Origin of the sequence: Exiguobacterium sp. SL-10 (assembly GCF_004337025.1) — a bacterium.
GTDB lineage: Bacteria > Bacillota > Bacilli > Exiguobacteriales > Exiguobacteriaceae > Exiguobacterium.
Genome location: NZ_SJUP01000001.1, coordinates 206325 through 225782, shown reverse-complemented (window position 1 = coordinate 225782; position 19458 = coordinate 206325). Strand labels below are relative to the sequence as shown.

Here is a 19458-nt window from a genome sequence, read left to right as displayed (position 1 = left end):
AACCATTTTCTCAAAAAAACCATCATCTCAATCTTCCAGAACCGCTCAAACATGGCGCTCTTGAGAGGGATTTGCTAAAATCAAACTGTAGTGACTTTGAACTGAGGGGATAAACATGTCAAAACAGTTGTTCTATATTAAACAAGACCGAGAACTGCAACGTTTTACACTTCACGGCGTGACGCTGAGCGATGTCACCGAAGCGCTATCACTCGCCCGCCCGATGATTATCTGTCGTACGGACATAAAAGGGATGAGGCAGTCTTCCCGGACCCGGTTCCGCTATATCGAGGCGCATGAACTGTCGACGTTCTCGACGAAATACTTAAACAATCAAACAAGTTTCACCGCCATCGATTTTCCCGACTACCATCTGCTCGAATCGTTGTCGGACCATGAGATTGCCGAGATTTTGTTCCTCAGCCACATGGAGCGTGGCTTAAAGGGACCGTTCCTCAATTCGATTCAAAATGAGATTGCTTTTTTCAACGAATCGAATGACCGTCACAGCAGCCTCTACATCAGAGACTGGTCGACAATCTCGCACTTCCTGCAGAGCGTGTTGCAAAGCAAGCTCGACCGGGACATCCGTAACATCAGTTTCGTTCCGATTCCCTTACCAGTCATCGATGAGATTTTAGCGTTGTCGCCGCAAGGGTTGATCATCGACTTCGACCATACGAAACGGAGCCTGTTCAATCGCCAAGTATCAATCTCCTTCTATGTCGCAGGACGTTACGAGGACATGTCCGTCCTCGAGGAAGATTTCGACGCGAAGAAAGAATCGATCGCATTGAAGGGGCAATTGACGTATCGCCGGCGCACGTGGGAGATCGAACGTTTTTGAGTTCATCCATGCACGAATCTTTGTCGAACCTGATCCAATCAGGTTCTTTTTTGTTATCCCGCCCATAAGAATTACGTCCTAAATCCCTCAGCGACGCGCCTGTGACACTATTTTTAAAAATTGATAACAAATTGTCTTAATTTTTCGTTAAATTAAGTCTTTTCTTTTATCGCGAGGGCGGTATACTAGGAATAACCTTCTGGAGGAATGGAAGGCAATATAGAGAAAGCGAGGTGAAAATCTATTCATCACGCGGATGGATAGATACATGAGATGGAACAACTGAAAGTACAGGGAATGTCTTCGTTCACCAAGTTTGCGACGAATGGAAAAATGCTGAAACTAAAAGATGCAGTAGCCGGCGAGCAACGGATTTCGCTTCAAGAAGCGACCGATATTCAAGTCTCGATGCTCGACGAGGACCATTCGCGCTTCACTATATTCGGTCAGTCACACCCGCTCGTTGAACTGACCCTTCCTCACCATTCTTGTGAAGTGTTACATGCCTGGTTATTACACAAGTTAAAACGCCAAAAAATCAAATTGGCTTCAAACGCCTAAACCAACAATAAGACCACGCCCATGCGGACGTGGTCTTTCGTTTGGATTCAGCTTCATGTGAACAAGGAGACGAACCAGCTGATGAGGATCCCGACGAGCGCAAAGTCTGAATCGCCGAACGTCGTACTCTCAAAGCCAAGGTTCCCGAGTAGCGGCAACAACATGGCGGGCAAGAAGCTGATGAGGAGACCGTTGGCGAAGGCACCTAAAATCGCACCGCGTCGCCCTCCTGTCGCGTTCCCGAACACGCCAGCCGTCGCTCCCGTGAAGAAGTGAGGGACTAACCCTGGAACGATGATCGCGAGCCCGAACAGCGGGAGGAAGAACATCGAAATCAATCCTGCCGCAAAACTGACCAAGAAGCCGATGATGACCGCGTTCGGAGCGAACGGGAACACGGTCGGACAATCTAGTGCCGGTTTCGCGTTCGGGACCATCTTGTCAGCGATCCCTTTGAACGCCGGTACGATCTCGGCAATCAACATCCGTACCCCGGCGAGAACGATATACACACCAGCCGCGAACGTGATCGCTTGAATAATCGAGAAGACGATATAGTTCGAACCGCCTGATAGCTCACTCTCGACAAAGCCTGGCCCGGCGAAGATGGCGACGACCACAAACAAGAGCGTCATCGTCAACGAGACAGCGACCGATGTGTCACGCAGGAAGCCGAGCTGCTTCGGAACTTGGATCTGCTCGGTCGAATGTTCTTTGTTGCCAGCATACTTGCCGATCGTACCCGAGACGAAATACCCGAGTGAACCGAAGTGGCCGATCGCAAAGTCGTCTGAACCCGTGATTTGACGGACGAACGGTTGCAAGAGCGCCGGGAAGAGCACCATACATAACCCGAGCAACACCGAACCGACCGCGACGAGGACGACTCCTTCAAGGCCAGACACCGAAAGAATCGCGGCAAGCAGACTTGCCATGAACAGCGTATGGTGACCCGTCAAAAAAATATATTTGAACGGTGTGAACCGGGCGAGTACGATGTTCATGACCATCCCGAACACCATGATCATCGCCGTCTCGACGCCGAACGCGTCTTGGGCGACCGCGACGATTGCTTCGTTGTTCGGGATGACCCCGCGAATACTAAACGCTTCGTCGAACATCTGTCCGAATATATCAAGCGCCGCGATGATGACCCCAGCTCCGGCCCCAATAATGACGAATCCCATGATTGTCTTCAACGTGCCCGAGACGACCGATGCCACATCTTTCTTTTGAAGCATAAGACCGATCAAAGCGAATAAGCCGACCAAGATGGCAGGTGTTCCTAATATGTCCCGCATAATTAAATCAAGCATTCATTGTTCCCCCTTCCGACCCCCGAAGTCGTTTACAGTTTACCTTCTAGTTGCGCCTTGATCCCTTCGATGTCCATGACGTTCTCAAGAGCGACAATTTCCCGCGTCCCGTCATCGAGCGTGCCGATGATGTCTTTGGCCCCTACATAAATGTCGGCCGGTTCCGTACGTGCCGTCGCGATATCCGTGTGCGACACTTCTGCCTCGGCACCCATTTGATCAAGCGCCTTCTTCACATTCAACTCCATGATGAAACTTGAACCGAGCCCGTTCCCGCATACTACTAAAATCTTTTTCATTATTCATTCCTCCTCAGAATATTTGTTGATAACCGGTAATATGTCGTCACTCGCCTGAGCGGACAATAATATCGCTAAATCTTCCTCGTTGCCGAGCAATTCCGTCAGTTGGGCGAGCGCCTTCAAATGTGTCGTCTGGTCGATGGCCGCAAGCACAAAGAAGAGTCGCACCGATTTATTTTCTGGAAAGACGACCGGGTCCCCCACTTTCAATACGCTCATGCCTAGCTTTCGGACACCATCCTCGGGTCGGGCATGCGGAATGGCCACGTCCGGCATGAGGACGATATACGGACCATGTTCTGTGACGTTGTCAATCATCGTGTCGATATAACTCGTGACAATCGATTCATTCGTTTCGAGCGGCTTGGCTGCGAGTCGGATGGCCGTTTGCCAATCGTCGACTTTGTCCAACACTTGGATATTTTCACGTGTGATCAGTTCATTTAGCACCGGCTGTCCCCCCTGGTGTACAGTTTGAGTCGTGTCAGCGTACAACAACGCCCGCAAATCTTGGCGCAATTGTCGTTCATTGGTGACGGTCGCATGTTTTTTCACGACTTGCAATACGTCCTCGATTTGAATCGCAATGGGCTCGCCCCGTTTCAAAAACCGTTGCTCGATTTGACGTTTCAACTGGATTTGTTCAAGCCGTGTCGGCAACGCCGGGACGAGTGTGACATTCGCCAACTCATGAATCGTTCGCGGCAACGGGACGGTCGTGAAAATCAAGTCGACGAGCGGCGCATACTGCTCGACGTCCCGCTGAGAGATCGGCGGCAAAAAGACGATCTCCGGGAATTGATTCTTTAAAATATGATCGAGCATATGCGAGACGCTAATCCCGCTCGGACAGACGACGATGGCTTTCATCTGGTCATCGAGATGCTGTCCTTGTTGATGGAGATGCGCCGCAAAATGGAGCGTATAATACATGACTTCTGTCGCCGGTACGTCCTTGCCGAGACGTTGCCGGAACGGCTCGAGCGACCGCTCCACGAGCACGTTTAGCACTTGGTGTTCTTTCATGACATAACGTTCGAGCTCTTCGGGTGCCTCGAGTCCTGTATAGACGCGTTGCATCGTCGCTTTCGAATGAAGCACGAGTTTTTCGCACAACGCTTCTCGCTCGATGATGAACGTACAACTGAGCAATTCGAACCGTTCGATTACATCCATCATGACGCTAGCTAATTCATGTTGCGTCGCCTCATCCATCTCTTCCTCGACTTTTGGTCCGCTCTTGATCAACATATCGAGCGTTACCCAAAGATGAGGCATTTGACTGAAGTGATGCCGAAGCACGTCATCCGTATTTTCCGCCATGACGAGGTCCTCTGTGTCAGTCGATGTAGGTAACGTCATTCGGCTTCCAAACAATAGGAAGTAGGCGAGCTTTTCACGATGGATCTCGACCAATCTGAACTGCCTCACCGTCTCATACGTTTCCAGTTGGTGAAGTAGCTGTTCATACTCGATCTCCCAATCCACGAGCACGGCACTGACGAGACGTTCCTTCGTCGAACGCGTGACGAGACGTTCAATCGTCCGATATAAATACAAGGCGATCGTTTGCGGATGTCCGTTCATGTGATATCCCGACTTTCGAGTATAGGCAAAATCGAGACCGAAATGCGCCGCTCTTCGTTTCACGCTATTCAAACTTTCTTGCACCGTGAATTTGGAGACATCGAGTAGCTGTTGGAAATGAAACGCCGATAAAAATTCACGGTTTACTAATGTGAAGAACACGATTAACAACTCTCGCTCTTCCTCGGCCCAAATCAATCCAGCCTGTTCAAATCGTTCCATCAGCTCAGGGGTGACCGTCAACTGAATCGTCGCCCCGTCCGTTTTCATGTCGGGCAGTCCACAATCAAGCAACCATTCTTGAATCCGCTCCAGCTCATACTCGATGGCCCGTCGTGAATACGGGAGCATCAGCTCGAGCGATTCAATCGTTACTCGTTGTTCGTGCATGATGACACTCAAAATCCGCTTGCTCTTTTCATTTAGTAACATGGTAGTGGCCTCCTACACGTTTAGTATAAGTGAGTTTCACCCGAAATTTGTAAGCGTTTACGACAGGGTTTTCGGGACGTGTTCCCCAAACTTCTGTCTCTCCTCGTGCGTCCAGAAAAAAGAGGCGCAGGGTCACATGTGTCCCTCGCCTCTCCCTTATCTAAAATCAATCATTCTATCGAACCTGCTTCGTTCTTCCGATAAATGGTGACGCCTCCGTGTTTCGCTTCGCCAACGACTTCAAACATCCAGCCCTTGTCGATCAATAGCGAACGGACCGTTAAAAACTCGTCTTTTGGCACGAGCACCTCTTCGACCGAACCGTCGAGAAGTTCTTGAATCTTTTGTTCCCATTCATTGTGCGTCACCTCTCTCCGTTTGTTCTCGGTTCGCCCAGCCAAACAGTTGTTCACTCGTCTGCATCACGTTTCCTGGTACGAACAGATTTTCTGGGACACGGGTATGCGACGCGACCGGTTCATCGATGGCGAGTATGACCTGTTCACCGAGTTCCCGTTCAAGGTAATCCACTGCGAACGCAATCCGCTCGCGGTCTGTCGTGACGCCTGCGTCTTGAAGCGCGCTGTCATAGGCCTCGTCCCGCTCATTATCCTTCATCAATACGCCCCCCGATTCAAGGATGGCGAACGGGGGCTTCGCATCGACATGAAACACTTCATAGGCGCGATACGACGCCTCACCGCACGACAAAAACGGCACGAAGCGGTGTTGCCCTGTCCATTTCTTCAGTTGGAACAGCGTCCGCATCGTGGTGAACGATTTGGCTCCGGACGCGTCCTTTTCGACCAGGATTGTCGGCATTTCCGCCGCATCAGCCCGGTCACGGTCCATAAACAACCATGTTTCGACTTGTGTTACGAGAATCAAATTTGTTTCCTCCTTACCATTTCTGACCCCGCCACGATGACAAGGGCGACGAGCCAGCCTCCGATGACGTCACTAAAATAATGGACGTTCAAGATGACCCGACTGAACGAGACGGCTAACGTCAGGGTGACGAGCAGCATCAAGCCGGCGACGGTCTTATTGCGACGATATACCAACACGGCGACCAGTCCGTACAACGCGAGTGACCCTGAGGCGTGACCGCTCGGGAAACTGTACGTCGTCGCGTCGAGCGCCGCATCGATCGACGGCCGGTCGATACCATAGATGAGTTTCAGCCCTTGCGTCACAAGTAGCGTCGTGATGACGACAATCGGTAAGCGGAACGCCTCGAACCTGTTACCCCGCCACAAAAAATAAAGCATGCCGATCAACGACAGGCCGATCAATACTTTTACGCTGCCGAGCTCGGTCACATAGACGAACAGCGGACCGGCGAGCGGGTCAAGCGTAGACGTGACGAACCGATCAACCGGCACCACCCAACCTAAAACAACGACCACCGAGAAGAGCACGAAACTGATCGCCCCGGTGATCGCCAACATGTTTGAGCGCGGTGTCATTAATATAAGCCTTTCCGTTCCCGCATCTCGTCTTCGCCAAAGTCGGTCATATCACGCAAACGGTGCGCCAAGCGACCTGATGCGTTCGCCGCAATCGCGCCGACAAGATCATCCATGAACGTATGGACTTGCCCGTCTTCCATTTTCGTATCGAGCTGTTTGATGATACCGATCTTCGCTTTGTCTAAGTATCCGAACGTCGTGACGGCGATGGAACCATATGTGTTGACAGCCCCGATGGCAATCGTCTCATCGACACCGAACAAGCCTTCGTCCGACGCCACAATCGATAGAAGTGGCTCGGACAACTGTCCGCGCTCGGCCAGCATGTCGAGTTCTGACCCGACGAGAATCGCATGTTGGAGCTCGCGTTTATCTAACACGGCTTCGACCGATTCCGTGCATTCTTTCAATGACAAATGTGGCGAATACGGCGCCTGCATTTGATAGACGATCTCGGCAATCGATTCAATCGATACGCCCCGTTCAATCAAGCGAGCCCGTGCGGCCTCGCGTACGTCTCTTGAGTGTGGTACATGTTTCATCATATAGGCGGGAATCCTCCCGCTACACATCCTTTCATCTCGAGAAGATTGCTTCTCGAAGTACTCAATCTCTATTATACTGAAAACTCGAAAAAAAGACTAAGCCCGCTTTGACTTCATTCATTAAATCGGTCATCATAAAAAAGTAGACCACTTTATAAAGGGGGAACTGGAATGAAGATTGGGGTAGTCTTATTTCCATCAAAACAAGTTCAAGATTTCGCCAACTCGTACCGGAAGCGGTATGACACGAAGTACGCCTTGATTTCACCACACGTGACGATCAAGGAGCGCACCGAGATTGACGAAGCCGATTTACCGAAAGTGCTCGAGTATTTGCAACAAGTCGCTGACACGACCAAACCGATTCAACTAAAAATCGATGGGGTTCGCTCGTTCGCACCGACGAACAACGTCCTCTACTTAAAAGTGTTGCCGACGCGCGAACTGTCAGCGCTACAGGACAAGCTCCACGAGGGGCTCCTCAACCAGCCTCCAAAATATGAATTTCTTCCGCACATCACCATCGGGCAAGATTTGACCGATGCCGAACTGTTCGACGTACTCGAACGGATGCGCATGGAGCAAGTTCATTTCGAGGAGACGGTCAACCGTATGGCCGTCATGTATGAGCTCGAAAACGAAACATGGAACGTCTATGAGACGTTCCGGTTCCGCGGATAAGATTATACGCTCCGGTCGACAAATCGACCGGGGCTGTTTTGTTGTTCGGCTTCTAACCATTCTTCTTGGCGCGGGCGGATTCGTTGGACGCGTTGAATCCGTGTGACCGGCTCGATATTCGCCCGTTCTGTCGGTTGAACTTGGCGATTTCCATATTGGACGACCGTAAAATCAATCTGATAAGGACCCATGATCCAACCTCCTTTTCAGGTCCTTACCCGAAATACGGTCCGGATAATACAAAAAAGAGCGCATCGCTGCGCCCTTCCCTTAGATTCACAAAATATGATAACCGCTGTCGACGTGGATGACTTCTCCCGTCACACCGCTGCCCATGCTCGACAACAAGAACAAGCCCGTCGAGGCCACTTCTTCTGCCGAGACGTTGCGTCGTAGCGGCGCCTTCTGCTCGAGTTCAGACAAGATGCTGTTAAAGTCGCCGACACCTTTGGCCGACAACGTACGAATCGGTCCTGCCGAGATCGCGTTGACGCGGACGCCGTGCGGTCCGTACTCGTTCGCCAAGTATTTGACGCTCGAGTCGAGAGCTGCTTTTGCGACACCCATCAAGTTATAGTTCGGGACGACGCGCTCACCGCCAAGGTACGTGAGTGTGATGACCGATGCGTCTTCTGCGAAATACGGTTTGGCCGCTTTGACGACTGCTGTCAAACTGTACGCCGAAATGTCGAGCGCTTGTGCGAACTGACCGCGCGTCATCTCTGAGAATTCGCCGCGAAGCGCTTCTTTGTCCGCAAAGGCGATTGAATGAGCAATCCCTTGAATCGGGCCCGCTTGTTCGTGAATCGTGCGGAACGTCGTATCGATTGCTTCGTCGTTCGTGACGTCACATTCTAAAAGTAGCGCTTCGCCATTCAAATCGGCCGCAAGCGATTCAAGACCTGACTTGAAGCGTTCGGCTGCATACGTGAGGACGAGCTTCGCACCTGCCGCGTCAAGCGTCTTCGCGATCGCCCATGCGATCGAGCGTTTATTGGCAATTCCCATGACGACATACGTCTTATTCGTTAACGTTGGATAGATTGACATCGTAAACTCCCCTTTTTAGTACCTGGTTATAACATCTGTTATCAGATTACAGAATGGTGTCTGTTTTGTCAACTAGCGCGTAACGTATTGCGATTTTTTTAACTTACGGTAAGATAAAATACGTATAGAAAGGGTGAGACGATTTCATCATGAACCGCATTCAATCTTATTTAAGAAGTTTAGACACAACACTTTTGACCATCGTCTTTTTCTTGATGATCATCAGTCTAGGTGCCATTTACACGGCACAACCGATGTTGCCGACACGATTACAACATATCAACTTCGCATTCGATCAAGGAATCCGTTACATTCTCGGGTTCGTGGCCATGTTCGCCATCATGACGATCGAATACGAACAGTTGCGAAAAATTCACTGGTACCTCTATTCCTTCGGGCTCTTGCTACTAGTTGGGTTGATTCCGCTCCGGGATACGACGCTCGTTCCAAACATTAACGGGGCGTACGGCTGGTATAACGTGCCTGGTTTCAGTTTCCAACCGGCCGAATTCATGAAGTTGTTTTTACTCATCTCCATGGCCACGATCGTCTACGACCATAATAAACGTTACGGCTCATCCCAACAGGATACGTGGCTGTTAATGAAACTTGTATTACTCGCCATTCCGCCGCTCGGACTGATTGTCACCCAGCCAGACTTAGGGACCGGGCTTGTTCTCATCACGATGCTCGGCGCCATCATCATCGTCTCCGGGATCGGCTGGAAGTGGCTGCTCGGTCTGTTCAGCGCTGCTGCCGTGACGATTGGCGGTTTCATGTACTTGTTCTTCTCCCACTTTGAGGTGTTGCAAAGCTTTGTGCCAGGCCACGCCTTGAACCGATTCCAAGCGTGGATTTACCCGTATGAGTATTCCGACGACTTGGCGTTTCAGTTGATCAAATCGCTTCAGGCGATTGGGTCTGGTCAAATGTTCGGGGCCGGCTACGGCCAAGGTTTGGTCTATCTGCCAGAATCACAGACCGACTTCATTTTCGCCGTCATCGCTGAACATTATGGGTTTATCGGGGCCGCCATCGTGATTATCGTCTTCTTCCTGTTCTTATACCGGATGATTCATATCGCGCTTGAAGCGAGCAGTCCGTTCGGTAGTTACATCGTGACCGCCGTCATCGCCATGTTCACGTTCCAGATTTTCCAAAACATCGGGATGACGATCGGTGTCCTTCCGATCACCGGTCTGACTTTACCGTTCATCAGTTACGGGGGGACCGGGATTATCATGAACATGATTGCCATCGGCCTCGTCATGAACGTTGCTTCGAAATCAAAATCGTATATGTTTGATGACGATTAAACAATAGTCCCGCACTCAGCTGAGTGCGGGACTATTTGTATTACGCTTCTAGTCGAAAGTCATGCGGGTATGCCGCCTCAATCACGAGTCTCTCCCCTGTCATCGGGTGGCAAAACGTCGCCGAGGCGCTATGGAGCGCGTGACGGTCGATCACAGGCTTGCCGCCATACATCGTATCCCCAAGGAGTGGATGTCCAATATGGCGCAGGTGGACGCGAATTTGATGTGTCCGCCCGGTCTCGAGGGCAATCGTCAATGCCGTATATGCACCGTGCGCCTCCGCCTCAAGAACGTGGGTCACGGCTCGCTGTCCGTCCGCTGTCACGACCCGCTCCATAATCGAGTCTGGGGCACGGCCGATCGGAGCGTCGATTGTCTGCGGGAAAACTGATCCTTCGACAAGAGCAAGATACGTCCGTGACAAGCCACCGGTCTGTTGCAGTTCACTGAACCGATGGTGCACGTAAGCATATTTAGCGAACAAGACGACACCGCTCGTGTCACGGTCGAGCCGGTTGATGACGTGAATCGCCGACTGCAACCCGATCCGTTCGTAATATCCGAGCACCGCATTGGCGAGCGTGTCGTCCGGATGGAGCCGGGACGGGATCGTCGCGATTCCAGCCGGTTTGTCGACGGCGAGCAAATAGTCGTCCTCAAACAGGATCGTAAGCGGGCGTGACGAGCGGACCATCGCCGCCGCCGGCTGTTCGACCGGGAAATGGACAGTCACTTCTTCACCTTCTTGAATATCATAGCGAACGGTACGTGGCTCACCGTTGACGAGGATGAGACCACCTTGTTTGATTTGAGTCAACATTTTGCGCGAGATGCCGCAGTCTGTCATTAAAAAATCGCGCAGCGGGACGGTTGTCTCCGCGACGCGATGCAATGTGAATCCGTACATCGGTTACTTCCCTTCCTCGATGAACGATTCCCGGACTCGTCGCCAAAATGGGAACGGGCGAAACCGGGCAAACGTCACTTTTTCTTTCGCGACTGCACAGCGAATCGAGCGCACGTTCGACCAAGATAACGCTTCTTGGTGGTCGAACGCAAGTTCGAATTCGGTTTTCGTGTGGGGCTCGATCTTCACTTGATGATGTTTCGGTAACAAGAGCGGTGAACCGATCGTCCGGTACACCAAGTTATTGATCGATGCCATTTCCGTCACTTGTATCGCTTCAATCGACGGATGGACGATGGCCCCACCGAGTGCTTTGTTATAGGCCGTCGAGCCGGACGGTGTCGAGATGCACAACCCGTCACCTCGAAACGTCTCGAAGTAATCATCACGAATCGACAAGTCACAGACGAGCGTGCGTTTATAGTTTTTAATCGTACACTCGTTCATGGCGAGTTGTCGTTCGGTCGTCCCGTCCTCGTAATCAATGAGCACCTCGACGAGCGGATAAGATACCGGTTCGAACGACTCGCTCGTGATCATCTCCGTCAACTCGTCGAGCTCGTCTGGTTGCCAGTCGGCGTAAAAACCGAGATGGCCCGTATGAATCCCAACGAGCAACGTGTCATCAAGCCGGTCGATATATTCATGGAACGCTTGAAGCATCGTCCCATCCCCACCGACCGAGACGACGATCCGCGGCTCTTTCGAAACCGAGTGACCCGCCTCGGTCAATTTATTTGTCAATTCGCGCGCAATGTCGGCCGAACGCGCGTCTCCCCGTGCTACAATCGCAAACTGCATGCCTTGGCCCCCTAGTCTTGGTCCGTTTGGACGTTCATTTCTTTATCCCGGAACACTTGCTGTGCATCTTGAATTTCGACACGGAGCTGGCTCATCTCGGCATCGAGCAAAAATGCCGCCTCAGCCGCCCTACGTAAGCGCTCTTGCACCTCGATCGGCATATCTCCATCGTATTTATAGTTGAGCGAGTGTTCAATCGTCGCCCAAAAGTTCATCGCAAGCGTCCTCACTTGAACTTCGACGAGTGTCGGAAATTCGCCGTGGATTGTCTGGGCCGGGTATTCGAGAATCAAATGGTAAGAGCGATAGCCCGATTCCTTTTGGTTCGTGATGTAGTTGCGTTCCTCGACAATCTTGAAGTCGGTCCGGTGATGGAGCAGTTCGAGGACGTGGACGATATCGTCCACGAATTGGCACATGATGCGAAGTCCAGCGATATCTTGCATCTCTGTCGACAACTTGTCGTTAGGAATTTGCTTTCGCTTCGCCTTCTCGAGAATGCTACCGACCGGTTTAACCCGGCCTGTCACAAACTCGATCGGGGAGTGGTCGTTTTGAGATTTAAATTGTTTCCGAATCGCCTTGAATTTAACTTTCAGTTCATCGACCGCGATTTGATACGGCACTAAAAATTGATCCCAATCCATTGATTGCATATGCTGTCACCACTTTCGTTCATTTCGGAAAAAACCTGCTTTTTCCGTATGTATCCGATAGTATGGTATCATAAACGAACAATTGTTCATAGAATGGAGCGATGATTTATGACCCAAGAAGTGGAAATTGAATTTAAATCGATGTTGACGAAAGACGAATATGAGACGTTGCTCGCCGCCTACGATTTAACGGACAAAGTGAAATGGCAAGCGAACGATTACTTCGACACGCCGACGTTCGAATTGAAAAGCCATGGGGCTGCCCTCCGGATTCGGGAGAAAAAACACGGCCAAGTGTTGACACTCAAACAGCCGCATGACGTCGGACTGCTCGAGACGCACGCCCCAATCAATGAAACAGAAGCCGAGAACTTGTTCAAATACGGCATCATCCATGACGATCAAATGAAAGAGGCGCTTGCTTCGTTTGATTTGACCGGACCGCTCGACCACCTCGGTCGCCTTGAGACGAAACGCGCGGAAATCGAGACGCCAGACGGTCTGCTCGTCCTCGACGAAAGTCATTATTTGGAGATTCACGACTATGAAATAGAATTTGAAGTGACCGATGAAGCGAAAGGCAAAATTGCGTTTGAACAGCTTCTCCATCACCATGACATCCCCCTCCGGCCCGCCAAAAATAAAATCGTTCGATTCATGGAAGAAAAGATGCGTCGAAACCAAGGTTGAGCAGATACGTTGCCAACCTTTTTTTTTCGTTGCTACAATGAGCATACAATCTATTTGATTTTGTTTACGAGAGGAGGCGACACAATGGAACTTGAACAATGTAATGAGTCATCCTGTTCATTGGAAGAATCTTCTATCCAAGTAACATATAAGCCATTAGAGTTATTCTATTTCATGGACATCTCAGATCCTGACGGGCTTCACGTGATGACACTCATTAAAAAACTCGAACTTGAATACGGGCACTTGATTCGTTTCCGTATGGTTTCGACGGTTCCTAGTTGTGTTGGCGGATGTCAAGAAGAGGTTCGCCTTCTCACGATGATCAAGGCTATGGAGTTACAAGGGAAACGTCATGCGATGCGCTTCATGCGCCACTTGCATATTAACGATATCTTTTTGAAGGATAGCTCTAACGACAACGACTTATGGGAGATTGCCCGCTCGTTCGTCGGCTATGGACTCGACATCGATGAGTTGGCCGCTGATATCCAATCCAATCAACTGCTGAGCGCACTCGCGGTCGATCACGAGATTTTGAAAGACTGGGAGATTGAATCGCTTCCCGCCTTGACGTTCGTCACCCGTGACGAGGCGCTCAAGATTGAAGGACTCTACCCGTATGACGTCTATCAGGCCGTCATGGCCGAACTGCTCGGCTATGTGCCAACACGCGAGACTGGTTGGGACGTCGAGAAAGTGTTAGGACGTTATGATGCCTCGACAATCACCGAGCTCGCTTTCATTTTAGAGCTCGACAAGCCTGTCATCGAAAGAGAATTAAAAAAATTGTCACTCCAACAACGTTGCCGGCCTGTACCGGGCTGCAGCGGCCAAGCTTGGGCGACGAATAAATGACAAAAAACCCACGGCCGGGGAGCCGTGGGTTTTTCAATGTTCCCCGCGGGGACGGAGAACACTGTTACCCGAGTATCTATACAGATCACAGGTTGGGAGAAAGTTTACGGTCAATAAAGGGGTTTGTGATTGATTTCACACTTATAATATACCGAGACGAGCGCGACCTGACAAGCACTTTGTTCATATTGTCACATAATGTTCACGCCCCGCTTCTCTTATTGGAAGAGTAACGCTTCCATCTCGTCGAGCACAGACTCGAACTGATCGAGTGCCGCGAGTACTGGTGCTTTCGTCGTCATATCGACGCCAGCCGCTTTTAACACTTCAATCGGGTAATCGCTCGACCCGGCTTTCAAGAATTTGTCGATGTATCGACGGACGGCCGGCTCCCCTTCGTCCATGATCTGTTGCGACAACGCGGCTGACGCCGAGATGCCTGTCGCATACTGATAGACGTAGTAGTTGTAATAGAAGTGCGGGATTCGTGCCCATTCGAAGGCAATCTCGCCATCGATGACGAGCTCGTCCCCGAAGTAGCGTTTGTTCAGTTCGAGGTACGTCTCGTTCAAATACTCAGGCGTAAGCGAGACACCGTCTTGTGCCGCTTTATGAATCATATGCTCGAACTCGGCGAACATCGTCTGACGGAACAACGTGCCACGGAACGTCTCAAGTTGGTTGTTCAAGAGATAGAGCCGCTCTTGACGGTCGGTGCGCGTCTTCAATAAATAATCGTTCAAGAGCGCCTCGTTCGTCGTCGATGCCACTTCCGCCACGAAGATCGAATAGTCTCCGTACGGATACGGTTGCGACGCCCGTGTATAATGGCTATGGACCGAATGGCCGAACTCATGGGCGAGTGTGAACAAGTTGTTGACGTTGTCTTGCCAGTTCATCAAGATGAACGGTTGCGTGTCATACGCACCTGAAGAATAGGCCCCGCTCCGTTTGCCACGCGTCTCACGGACGTCGACCCAACGTGAATCAAGACCGTCCTTGACGATTTGGACGTACTCGTCCCCGAGTGGTGCGAGCCCCTCGACCATCAAGTCTTTCGCTTCGTCATATGGGATTTTCATGTCCACGTCTTTTACGAGCGGCGTATACAAGTCATACATATGGAGCTCGTCCACACCGAGTGCCCGTTTCCGAAGCGCGACGTAACGATGCAACAAGTCGAGGCGCTCGTTCACCGCTTCGACGAGACCGTCGTATACCGCTTCCGGGATGGCGTTATGATGGAGCGCCGCTTGACGGGCACTCTCGAACTTACGGACCGTCGCATAGAAGTTATCCTTCTTCACGCTGCCTGACAATGTCGAGGCGAACGTGTTCAAATATTGCTCGTACGTGCCGTACATCGCCTTGAACGCCCCTTCGCGGACGCTACGGTCGCTCGACTCGAGGAATGTGATGTAACGGCCGTGCGTCAATTCGACATCTTCACCTTTCTCGTTCTTCACTTTCGGGAATTTCAAATCGGCGTTGTTGAGCATGCCGAACGTCGAACTCGACTGGCCGAGCACGTCACCAGCTTGAGCGAGAATCGCCTCTTCGGCCTCCGTCAACACGTGCGGACGCTCTTGCGCCAACTCGTCGAACGCATGGCGATAGACGTTGAGCGATTCGTGTTCCGCCATGAACGCCTCGATTTGACTCTCATCGATGGCGAGCAATTCCGGCGTCATGAATGCGAGCTGAGCCGAAATTTGGGCCGCGAGCGAGCCCGCCCGGTCGTTCAACGCTTGGTAATGACTGTTCGACGTATCTTCGTCATAACGCATATGGGCGTATGTATACAGTTTATGCAATTGACGCGAGATGTCGTCGCGAAGTTGCAGGCCTTCAAACAAAGTAGAGGCTGATTCCCCGAGTTTACCTTTAAACGCGACCAAGGCCGGCACGTTTGCTTTCAATGCCTCAAAATCGTGTTCCCACGCCTGATCGTCCGCATAAATCGTCTCCAAGTTCCACGTCTCCTCGACGGGTACTTGTTTTCGTGTAAGTACTTCTGACATATGTCCACTTCCTTTTCCTAGTTTGTATACGATTTCGCCATGAATCGCTGAAACCCTTGAAATAATCGAAGATCGTGGAGAAGGGCCGTCTCTAGCGTCTTTGGGACGTGCCAATCCCGCACCGACTCCGTCACATCAAACACGTTCAAGAGTTGTCTCCATTGTACTTCAAACGCTTGGAGAAAGTCGCTTGTCGGGGTCACACCAAACTGGCGGCACGTCTTCTCGATGCTCCACGCAACGGAGTCGGTAGGACGCTCACGCCGATTTAAATAAAGCACCGTCTGAAACGTGAACGGATGGACATGAACGCCCCAAAGCGAGGGCAACGGCAAATAACAGTAACTCGGCAGGAGGGACGGTAACATCCCAATCGGATACAGTCGGTTCAAGACCAGTCGGCGGTACTGTTGCGTCGGGTAAGGCGGGGTCATCCGGCGGCGCCGGACGAGTTGAGCCCATTGCTGGGCGTCGAAACGATAATAGCATTCGAACGGCGAACTAGTGAATGACGATATGCTCTGCCAATGACCAACGCCGCGTCGAACCGATATCGGGAACCCGGTGAAACGATAAAGTGCTTGCTTGCAAGGAACAAGGAGGCCATGCCGTCTAAACAGTTCGTGACGCATCCACGGCTGCAATGAAGGCCAAGCGCTAGGTTCTAATCCACTCGCCAACCAGACGACGTCTAGTCCACGTTCCGTATAATACCGTGTCCGCTCGCCATACGACTCGACCGGGAGTGAGGACGCCTGAATCTCAACGACGATTCGTTCCTTGTCCCGTGTCGCAATCAAGTCGGCACGGCGTGAACCGAGGATGACTTCTTGCTCGACAGCATAGCCTTGCGTTTGAAGCCATTGCCGGACGCCCCATTTGTCTTCGTGGTGTCCTGTCGATTCGCCACGACCGCACGGATGAACATGGGCGAAATGGAGACGCCGTTTCGCGCCTTGCTTGACGATGACCCGCTCCCTACATTCAGGACACACGAAAGGGGCAAACGGTTCGATTCGCTTCCGACTCAACGTAAGGGCATCCACATCCCCTCCTGTCCGATCGATAGCAAATCGCATTCCGCTCCCCCCTCATAGTAGTGGTGAAAACATTCGAGCCAATGATTCGACGAGTTTGATGAAGTACGATCGTTCCGAAAACGCCCGAATCTCCAACTCGTGTGATCCTTCAAAGTCGTTATAGAGATCTTGCTTGAGCTGATGGACGGAGTTCGTGTTATACAAGAGGGCGTTCACCTCAAAATTGAGGTGGAAGCTTCTGAAGTCCATGTTTGCCGTCCCAATCGTGGCCAACCCGTCGTCGACGACGATGACTTTCGAGTGCATGAACCCCTTCTCGTACAAATAGATTTTCACTCCGGCGCTCAGCAGCTCTTCAAAATACGACCGGCTCGCATAAAACACAATCTTATGGTCCGGATAGCTCGGAAGCACAATCCTGACATCGATTCCGGAGAGGGAGGCGGTCTTGAGCGCACTCATGATGTCTTCATCAGGAATCAAGTACGGGGACGAGATGTAGACCGACTTTTTCGCGGCGTTGATGAGCGCGAAATAAATCGACTTCATCGTCTCATACGGTTCATCCGGCCCGCTCGCCACGATTTGAACGCCCCCACTCGCACTTCGTACCGTCTCGAGCGGTTCGAGATAGAACGGGGTGAACAGGCGCTCACCCGTCATGTAGTACCAGTCCTGTAGGAAAATCAGTTGTAGCTCTGACACCCCTTCCCCTCTGACGTACAAATGCGTGTCGCGCCAAAAGCCGAACTTCGAGTGTTCGCCCAAATACTCGTCGCCGACATTTAAGCCGCCGGTGAACGCCTCTGTCCCGTCGATGACGACGATTTTCCGATGGTTCCGGTAGTTCGTCTTACTTGAGACGAGCGGTAAAACGACAGGAAAGAAAGCTTTCACGTGGACGCCCGCTTGACGCATCTCGTCGAAAAATGTCCCGCTCGTATGAATCGATCCAACGGCGTCGTACAAAAAGCGGACCTCGACTCCCGCTCTCGCCTTATCGATCAAAACACGTTGAATTTCCCGAGAAATACGATCTTCCCGGAAAATATAATATTCGAGATGGATGTGGCGAGTCGCTCCTTTCAAGGCTGGCAACAGTTTCGAAAACTTTTCTTGTCCGTTCGTCAGCACTTGCGTATACGTATTCGACGAGACGGGTAATTGATTAAGTGACGACGTCAAATGAAGCAGTTTCTCATAATCGTCGTGGGAGAACATGAGCGACGGTGACAGCGTCATCGCCTTCTGACGATATGCGAGGTATGTCTCTTCATCGAGCATCGCTTTTTCTTTGAACATCCGCTTTCGGCGGTAGTTCTGTCCGAACACGAAATAAGCGAACAGACCGACGACCGGGAATCCAAGCATGACGATCGCCCAAATGAGCGTCCGTTGCGGATTGCGGTTCTCGAGCAAGATGACGAGCAAAATGCTGAACGTCGTCAAAAATACGAGCACTGAAAACAAGCCGATCACTTGAGAGCTCCAGTAATATGATAATACGGCAATGAGACCTGCGAGCAAAATCAGGGATAAAAGGACTTGTATGCGTCGCAACATATTATAAACTGACCCCGTTTCTATCTTGTATTATCATAATTATACAACTTAACACTATCTTTTGAGGGGAGCGAACGAAATATGGGCACATTTTTGATTACAGGAGCGACGAGCGGGATTGGACGGGCCGTCGCCTTACGGTTAGCAGAAGCAGGACATGACGTCATCGGCGTCGGTCGGGATGAGGCACGAGGCGAAGAAATCGAGGCGGCATCAGCTCGCATCACGTTCGTGGCATGCGATTTGTCTCAACCTGACGAGATCGAGGCGATGATGGACGAACTCAAGAACCAGGGCATCACGTTAGATGGACTATTCAATAACGCAGCGACATTTGGACGCCCTGGGACACCGGAACGCTTGCCGACGTCCGCGTTCGATGACGTATTCGAACTGAACGTGCTCGCGACGAACCGACTCATCCAACGCGCCATCCCGCTCCTTGCCAATGGAGCGAGCGTCGTCAATAACGCCGCAATCGTCGGTCACGTTAAATTCCCGCCGATGCTCGGGCCGTATGCTGCATCCAAAGCGGCCGTCATCGCCTTGACGAAGACGTTCGCCCATCGAATGAAAGGGAAAGTCCGCTTCAATGCGGTCTGCTTTGGGCCGGTCGACACCCCACTCAGTCACAAGTTGTACGGTGGTGAGGCCAAGTTTCAAGAGGCGATGGCGCATCATTTCCGGGGACATGCCGCCAAACCGGATGAAGTGGCGCCGGTCGTGACGTTTTTATTGAGCGAGGCGTCAAGCTACATCAATGGCCAAGCCATCACCGTCGATGGGGGTTACACCCTCTCATGACGTAAAAAA

Annotated in this window: 22 protein-coding genes; 7 read left to right on the top strand and 15 right to left on the bottom strand. The window is 51.4% G+C overall.

Annotated features, from left to right (window positions below; genetic code table 11):
- Positions 1-115: 115 nt before the first annotated feature.
- Together EVJ33_RS01120 and EVJ33_RS01115 are read left to right on the top strand one after the other, a co-directional pair.
- Positions 116-847: a hypothetical protein gene (locus EVJ33_RS01120; protein WP_131433690.1), complete on the top strand. Its 732-nt coding sequence runs from the start codon at positions 116-118 to the stop codon at positions 845-847.
- Positions 848-1120: 273 nt separating this feature from the next.
- Positions 1121-1408, top strand: coding sequence for an FHA domain-containing protein (locus EVJ33_RS01115; protein WP_029595769.1), 288 nt, complete (start codon positions 1121-1123; stop codon positions 1406-1408).
- 53 nt (positions 1409-1461) lie between these two features.
- Here EVJ33_RS01115 and EVJ33_RS01110 read toward each other — a convergent pair whose 3' ends face one another.
- The 7 genes from EVJ33_RS01110 to EVJ33_RS01080 form a co-directional block, all read right to left on the bottom strand.
- Positions 1462-2724, bottom strand: coding sequence for a PTS ascorbate transporter subunit IIC (locus tag EVJ33_RS01110; protein WP_131433688.1), 1263 nt, complete (start codon positions 2722-2724; stop codon positions 1462-1464).
- Between the two features lie 32 nt (positions 2725-2756).
- Positions 2757-3023, bottom strand: a complete 267-nt coding sequence (locus EVJ33_RS01105; protein ID WP_131433686.1) for a PTS sugar transporter subunit IIB — start codon at positions 3021-3023, stop codon at positions 2757-2759.
- 3 nt (positions 3024-3026) lie between these two features.
- Positions 3027-5045, bottom strand: coding sequence for a BglG family transcription antiterminator (locus EVJ33_RS01100; protein ID WP_131433684.1), 2019 nt, complete (start codon positions 5043-5045; stop codon positions 3027-3029).
- Positions 5046-5215: 170 nt separating this feature from the next.
- Positions 5216-5413: a hypothetical protein gene (locus tag EVJ33_RS01095; protein WP_131433682.1), complete on the bottom strand. Its 198-nt coding sequence runs from the start codon at positions 5411-5413 to the stop codon at positions 5216-5218.
- Positions 5400-5933 (bottom strand): hypothetical protein, encoded by a 534-nt coding sequence (locus EVJ33_RS01090; protein ID WP_131433680.1) that lies wholly within the window; start codon positions 5931-5933, stop codon positions 5400-5402. Before EVJ33_RS01090 ends, EVJ33_RS01095 begins: the two co-directional genes overlap by 14 nt.
- Positions 5930-6514 (bottom strand): phosphatase PAP2 family protein, encoded by a 585-nt coding sequence (locus tag EVJ33_RS01085; RefSeq protein WP_131433678.1) that lies wholly within the window; start codon positions 6512-6514, stop codon positions 5930-5932. The genes EVJ33_RS01090 and EVJ33_RS01085 overlap by 4 nt, the downstream gene beginning before the upstream one ends.
- Positions 6514-7059: a phosphatidylglycerophosphatase A family protein gene (locus tag EVJ33_RS01080; protein WP_131434288.1), complete on the bottom strand. Its 546-nt coding sequence runs from the start codon at positions 7057-7059 to the stop codon at positions 6514-6516. The genes EVJ33_RS01085 and EVJ33_RS01080 overlap by 1 nt, the downstream gene beginning before the upstream one ends.
- 174 nt (positions 7060-7233) lie before the next feature.
- On the opposite strand from EVJ33_RS01080, the gene EVJ33_RS01075 reads away from it, so the two are divergent.
- On the top strand, positions 7234-7743 hold the full coding sequence (locus tag EVJ33_RS01075) for a YjcG family protein (protein ID WP_131433676.1): 510 nt from the start codon (positions 7234-7236) through the stop codon (positions 7741-7743).
- A gap of 2 nt (positions 7744-7745) precedes the next feature.
- On the opposite strand, the gene EVJ33_RS01070 is transcribed toward EVJ33_RS01075, so the two are convergent.
- Both EVJ33_RS01070 and fabI read right to left on the bottom strand, forming a co-directional pair.
- Positions 7746-7934, bottom strand: coding sequence for a hypothetical protein (locus tag EVJ33_RS01070; protein WP_021066964.1), 189 nt, complete (start codon positions 7932-7934; stop codon positions 7746-7748).
- An 85-nt stretch (positions 7935-8019) separates the two neighbouring features.
- Positions 8020-8793, bottom strand: a complete 774-nt coding sequence (gene fabI, locus EVJ33_RS01065; protein WP_131433674.1) for an enoyl-ACP reductase FabI — start codon at positions 8791-8793, stop codon at positions 8020-8022.
- A 149-nt stretch (positions 8794-8942) separates the two neighbouring features.
- On the opposite strand from fabI, the gene EVJ33_RS01060 reads away from it, so the two are divergent.
- Complete coding sequence (locus tag EVJ33_RS01060) at positions 8943-10109, top strand: FtsW/RodA/SpoVE family cell cycle protein (RefSeq protein WP_131433672.1); 1167 nt, start codon at positions 8943-8945, stop codon at positions 10107-10109.
- Between the two features lie 40 nt (positions 10110-10149).
- On the opposite strand, the gene EVJ33_RS01055 is transcribed toward EVJ33_RS01060, so the two are convergent.
- The 3 genes from EVJ33_RS01055 to yjbM are packed head-to-tail and all read right to left on the bottom strand — an operon-like array spanning position 10150 to position 12473.
- Positions 10150-11016, bottom strand: coding sequence for an RluA family pseudouridine synthase (locus tag EVJ33_RS01055; RefSeq protein WP_131433669.1), 867 nt, complete (start codon positions 11014-11016; stop codon positions 10150-10152).
- Between the two features lie 3 nt (positions 11017-11019).
- Positions 11020-11817 carry an NAD kinase gene (locus EVJ33_RS01050; RefSeq protein ID WP_034776962.1) on the bottom strand — a complete coding sequence of 266 codons (798 nt, stop codon included), beginning with the start codon at positions 11815-11817 and terminating at the stop codon, positions 11020-11022.
- An 11-nt stretch (positions 11818-11828) separates the two neighbouring features.
- Positions 11829-12473 carry a GTP diphosphokinase gene (gene yjbM / locus EVJ33_RS01045; RefSeq protein ID WP_131433667.1) on the bottom strand — a complete coding sequence of 215 codons (645 nt, stop codon included), beginning with the start codon at positions 12471-12473 and terminating at the stop codon, positions 11829-11831.
- A 108-nt stretch (positions 12474-12581) separates the two neighbouring features.
- On the opposite strand from yjbM, the gene EVJ33_RS01040 reads away from it, so the two are divergent.
- Both EVJ33_RS01040 and EVJ33_RS01035 read left to right on the top strand, forming a co-directional pair.
- Entirely contained in the window at positions 12582-13163 is a 582-nt protein-coding gene (locus EVJ33_RS01040) for a CYTH domain-containing protein (RefSeq protein WP_201739647.1), read from the top strand.
- Positions 13164-13247: 84 nt separating this feature from the next.
- Positions 13248-14021 (top strand): DsbA family protein, encoded by a 774-nt coding sequence (locus tag EVJ33_RS01035; RefSeq protein ID WP_236634496.1) that lies wholly within the window; start codon positions 13248-13250, stop codon positions 14019-14021.
- A gap of 218 nt (positions 14022-14239) precedes the next feature.
- Here EVJ33_RS01035 and pepF read toward each other — a convergent pair whose 3' ends face one another.
- From pepF to cls, 3 genes are read right to left on the bottom strand one after another with little or no spacing between them, the layout of a single operon-like run.
- On the bottom strand, positions 14240-16042 hold the full coding sequence (gene pepF / locus EVJ33_RS01030) for an oligoendopeptidase F (protein ID WP_131433665.1): 1803 nt from the start codon (positions 16040-16042) through the stop codon (positions 14240-14242).
- 17 nt (positions 16043-16059) lie between these two features.
- The gene (locus EVJ33_RS01025) at positions 16060-17121 is read right to left on the bottom strand and encodes a competence protein CoiA (RefSeq protein ID WP_131433663.1); all 1062 of its coding nucleotides are present in this window, start codon (positions 17119-17121) and stop codon (positions 16060-16062) included.
- 12 nt (positions 17122-17133) lie between these two features.
- Positions 17134-18645, bottom strand: coding sequence for a cardiolipin synthase (gene cls / locus EVJ33_RS01020; RefSeq protein WP_131433661.1), 1512 nt, complete (start codon positions 18643-18645; stop codon positions 17134-17136).
- An 81-nt stretch (positions 18646-18726) separates the two neighbouring features.
- On the opposite strand from cls, the gene EVJ33_RS01015 reads away from it, so the two are divergent.
- Positions 18727-19449 carry an SDR family NAD(P)-dependent oxidoreductase gene (locus EVJ33_RS01015; RefSeq protein ID WP_131433659.1) on the top strand — a complete coding sequence of 241 codons (723 nt, stop codon included), beginning with the start codon at positions 18727-18729 and terminating at the stop codon, positions 19447-19449.
- Positions 19450-19458: the final 9 nt, after the last annotated feature.

Excerpts from the sequence above, each read along its gene's own strand:
- EVJ33_RS01120 (WP_131433690.1), top strand. The coding sequence starts at position 116 with ATGTCAAAACAGTTGTTCTATATTAAACAAGACCGAGAACTGCAACGT.
- EVJ33_RS01070 (WP_021066964.1), bottom strand. The coding sequence starts at position 7,934 with ATGGGTCCTTATCAGATTGATTTTACGGTCGTCCAATATGGAAATCGC.
- yjbM (WP_131433667.1), bottom strand. The coding sequence starts at position 12,473 with ATGCAATCAATGGATTGGGATCAATTTTTAGTGCCGTATCAAATCGCG.
- EVJ33_RS01105 (WP_131433686.1), bottom strand. The coding sequence starts at position 3,023 with ATGAAAAAGATTTTAGTAGTATGCGGGAACGGGCTCGGTTCAAGTTTC.
- EVJ33_RS01100 (WP_131433684.1), bottom strand. The coding sequence starts at position 5,045 with ATGTTACTAAATGAAAAGAGCAAGCGGATTTTGAGTGTCATCATGCAC.
- EVJ33_RS01115 (WP_029595769.1), top strand. The coding sequence starts at position 1,121 with ATGGAACAACTGAAAGTACAGGGAATGTCTTCGTTCACCAAGTTTGCG.
- pepF (WP_131433665.1), bottom strand. The coding sequence starts at position 16,042 with ATGTCAGAAGTACTTACACGAAAACAAGTACCCGTCGAGGAGACGTGG.
- EVJ33_RS01060 (WP_131433672.1), top strand. The coding sequence starts at position 8,943 with ATGAACCGCATTCAATCTTATTTAAGAAGTTTAGACACAACACTTTTG.
- fabI (WP_131433674.1), bottom strand. The coding sequence starts at position 8,793 with ATGTCAATCTATCCAACGTTAACGAATAAGACGTATGTCGTCATGGGA.
- EVJ33_RS01075 (WP_131433676.1), top strand. The coding sequence starts at position 7,234 with ATGAAGATTGGGGTAGTCTTATTTCCATCAAAACAAGTTCAAGATTTC.
- EVJ33_RS01035 (WP_236634496.1), top strand. The coding sequence starts at position 13,248 with ATGGAACTTGAACAATGTAATGAGTCATCCTGTTCATTGGAAGAATCT.
- EVJ33_RS01015 (WP_131433659.1), top strand. The coding sequence starts at position 18,727 with ATGGGCACATTTTTGATTACAGGAGCGACGAGCGGGATTGGACGGGCC.
- EVJ33_RS01085 (WP_131433678.1), bottom strand. The coding sequence starts at position 6,514 with ATGACACCGCGCTCAAACATGTTGGCGATCACCGGGGCGATCAGTTTC.
- cls (WP_131433661.1), bottom strand. The coding sequence starts at position 18,645 with ATGTTGCGACGCATACAAGTCCTTTTATCCCTGATTTTGCTCGCAGGT.
- EVJ33_RS01110 (WP_131433688.1), bottom strand. The coding sequence starts at position 2,724 with ATGCTTGATTTAATTATGCGGGACATATTAGGAACACCTGCCATCTTG.
- EVJ33_RS01080 (WP_131434288.1), bottom strand. The coding sequence starts at position 7,059 with ATGAAACATGTACCACACTCAAGAGACGTACGCGAGGCCGCACGGGCT.
- EVJ33_RS01025 (WP_131433663.1), bottom strand. The coding sequence starts at position 17,121 with ATGCGATTTGCTATCGATCGGACAGGAGGGGATGTGGATGCCCTTACG.
- EVJ33_RS01055 (WP_131433669.1), bottom strand. The coding sequence starts at position 11,016 with ATGTACGGATTCACATTGCATCGCGTCGCGGAGACAACCGTCCCGCTG.
- EVJ33_RS01050 (WP_034776962.1), bottom strand. The coding sequence starts at position 11,817 with ATGCAGTTTGCGATTGTAGCACGGGGAGACGCGCGTTCGGCCGACATT.
- EVJ33_RS01040 (WP_201739647.1), top strand. The coding sequence starts at position 12,582 with ATGACCCAAGAAGTGGAAATTGAATTTAAATCGATGTTGACGAAAGAC.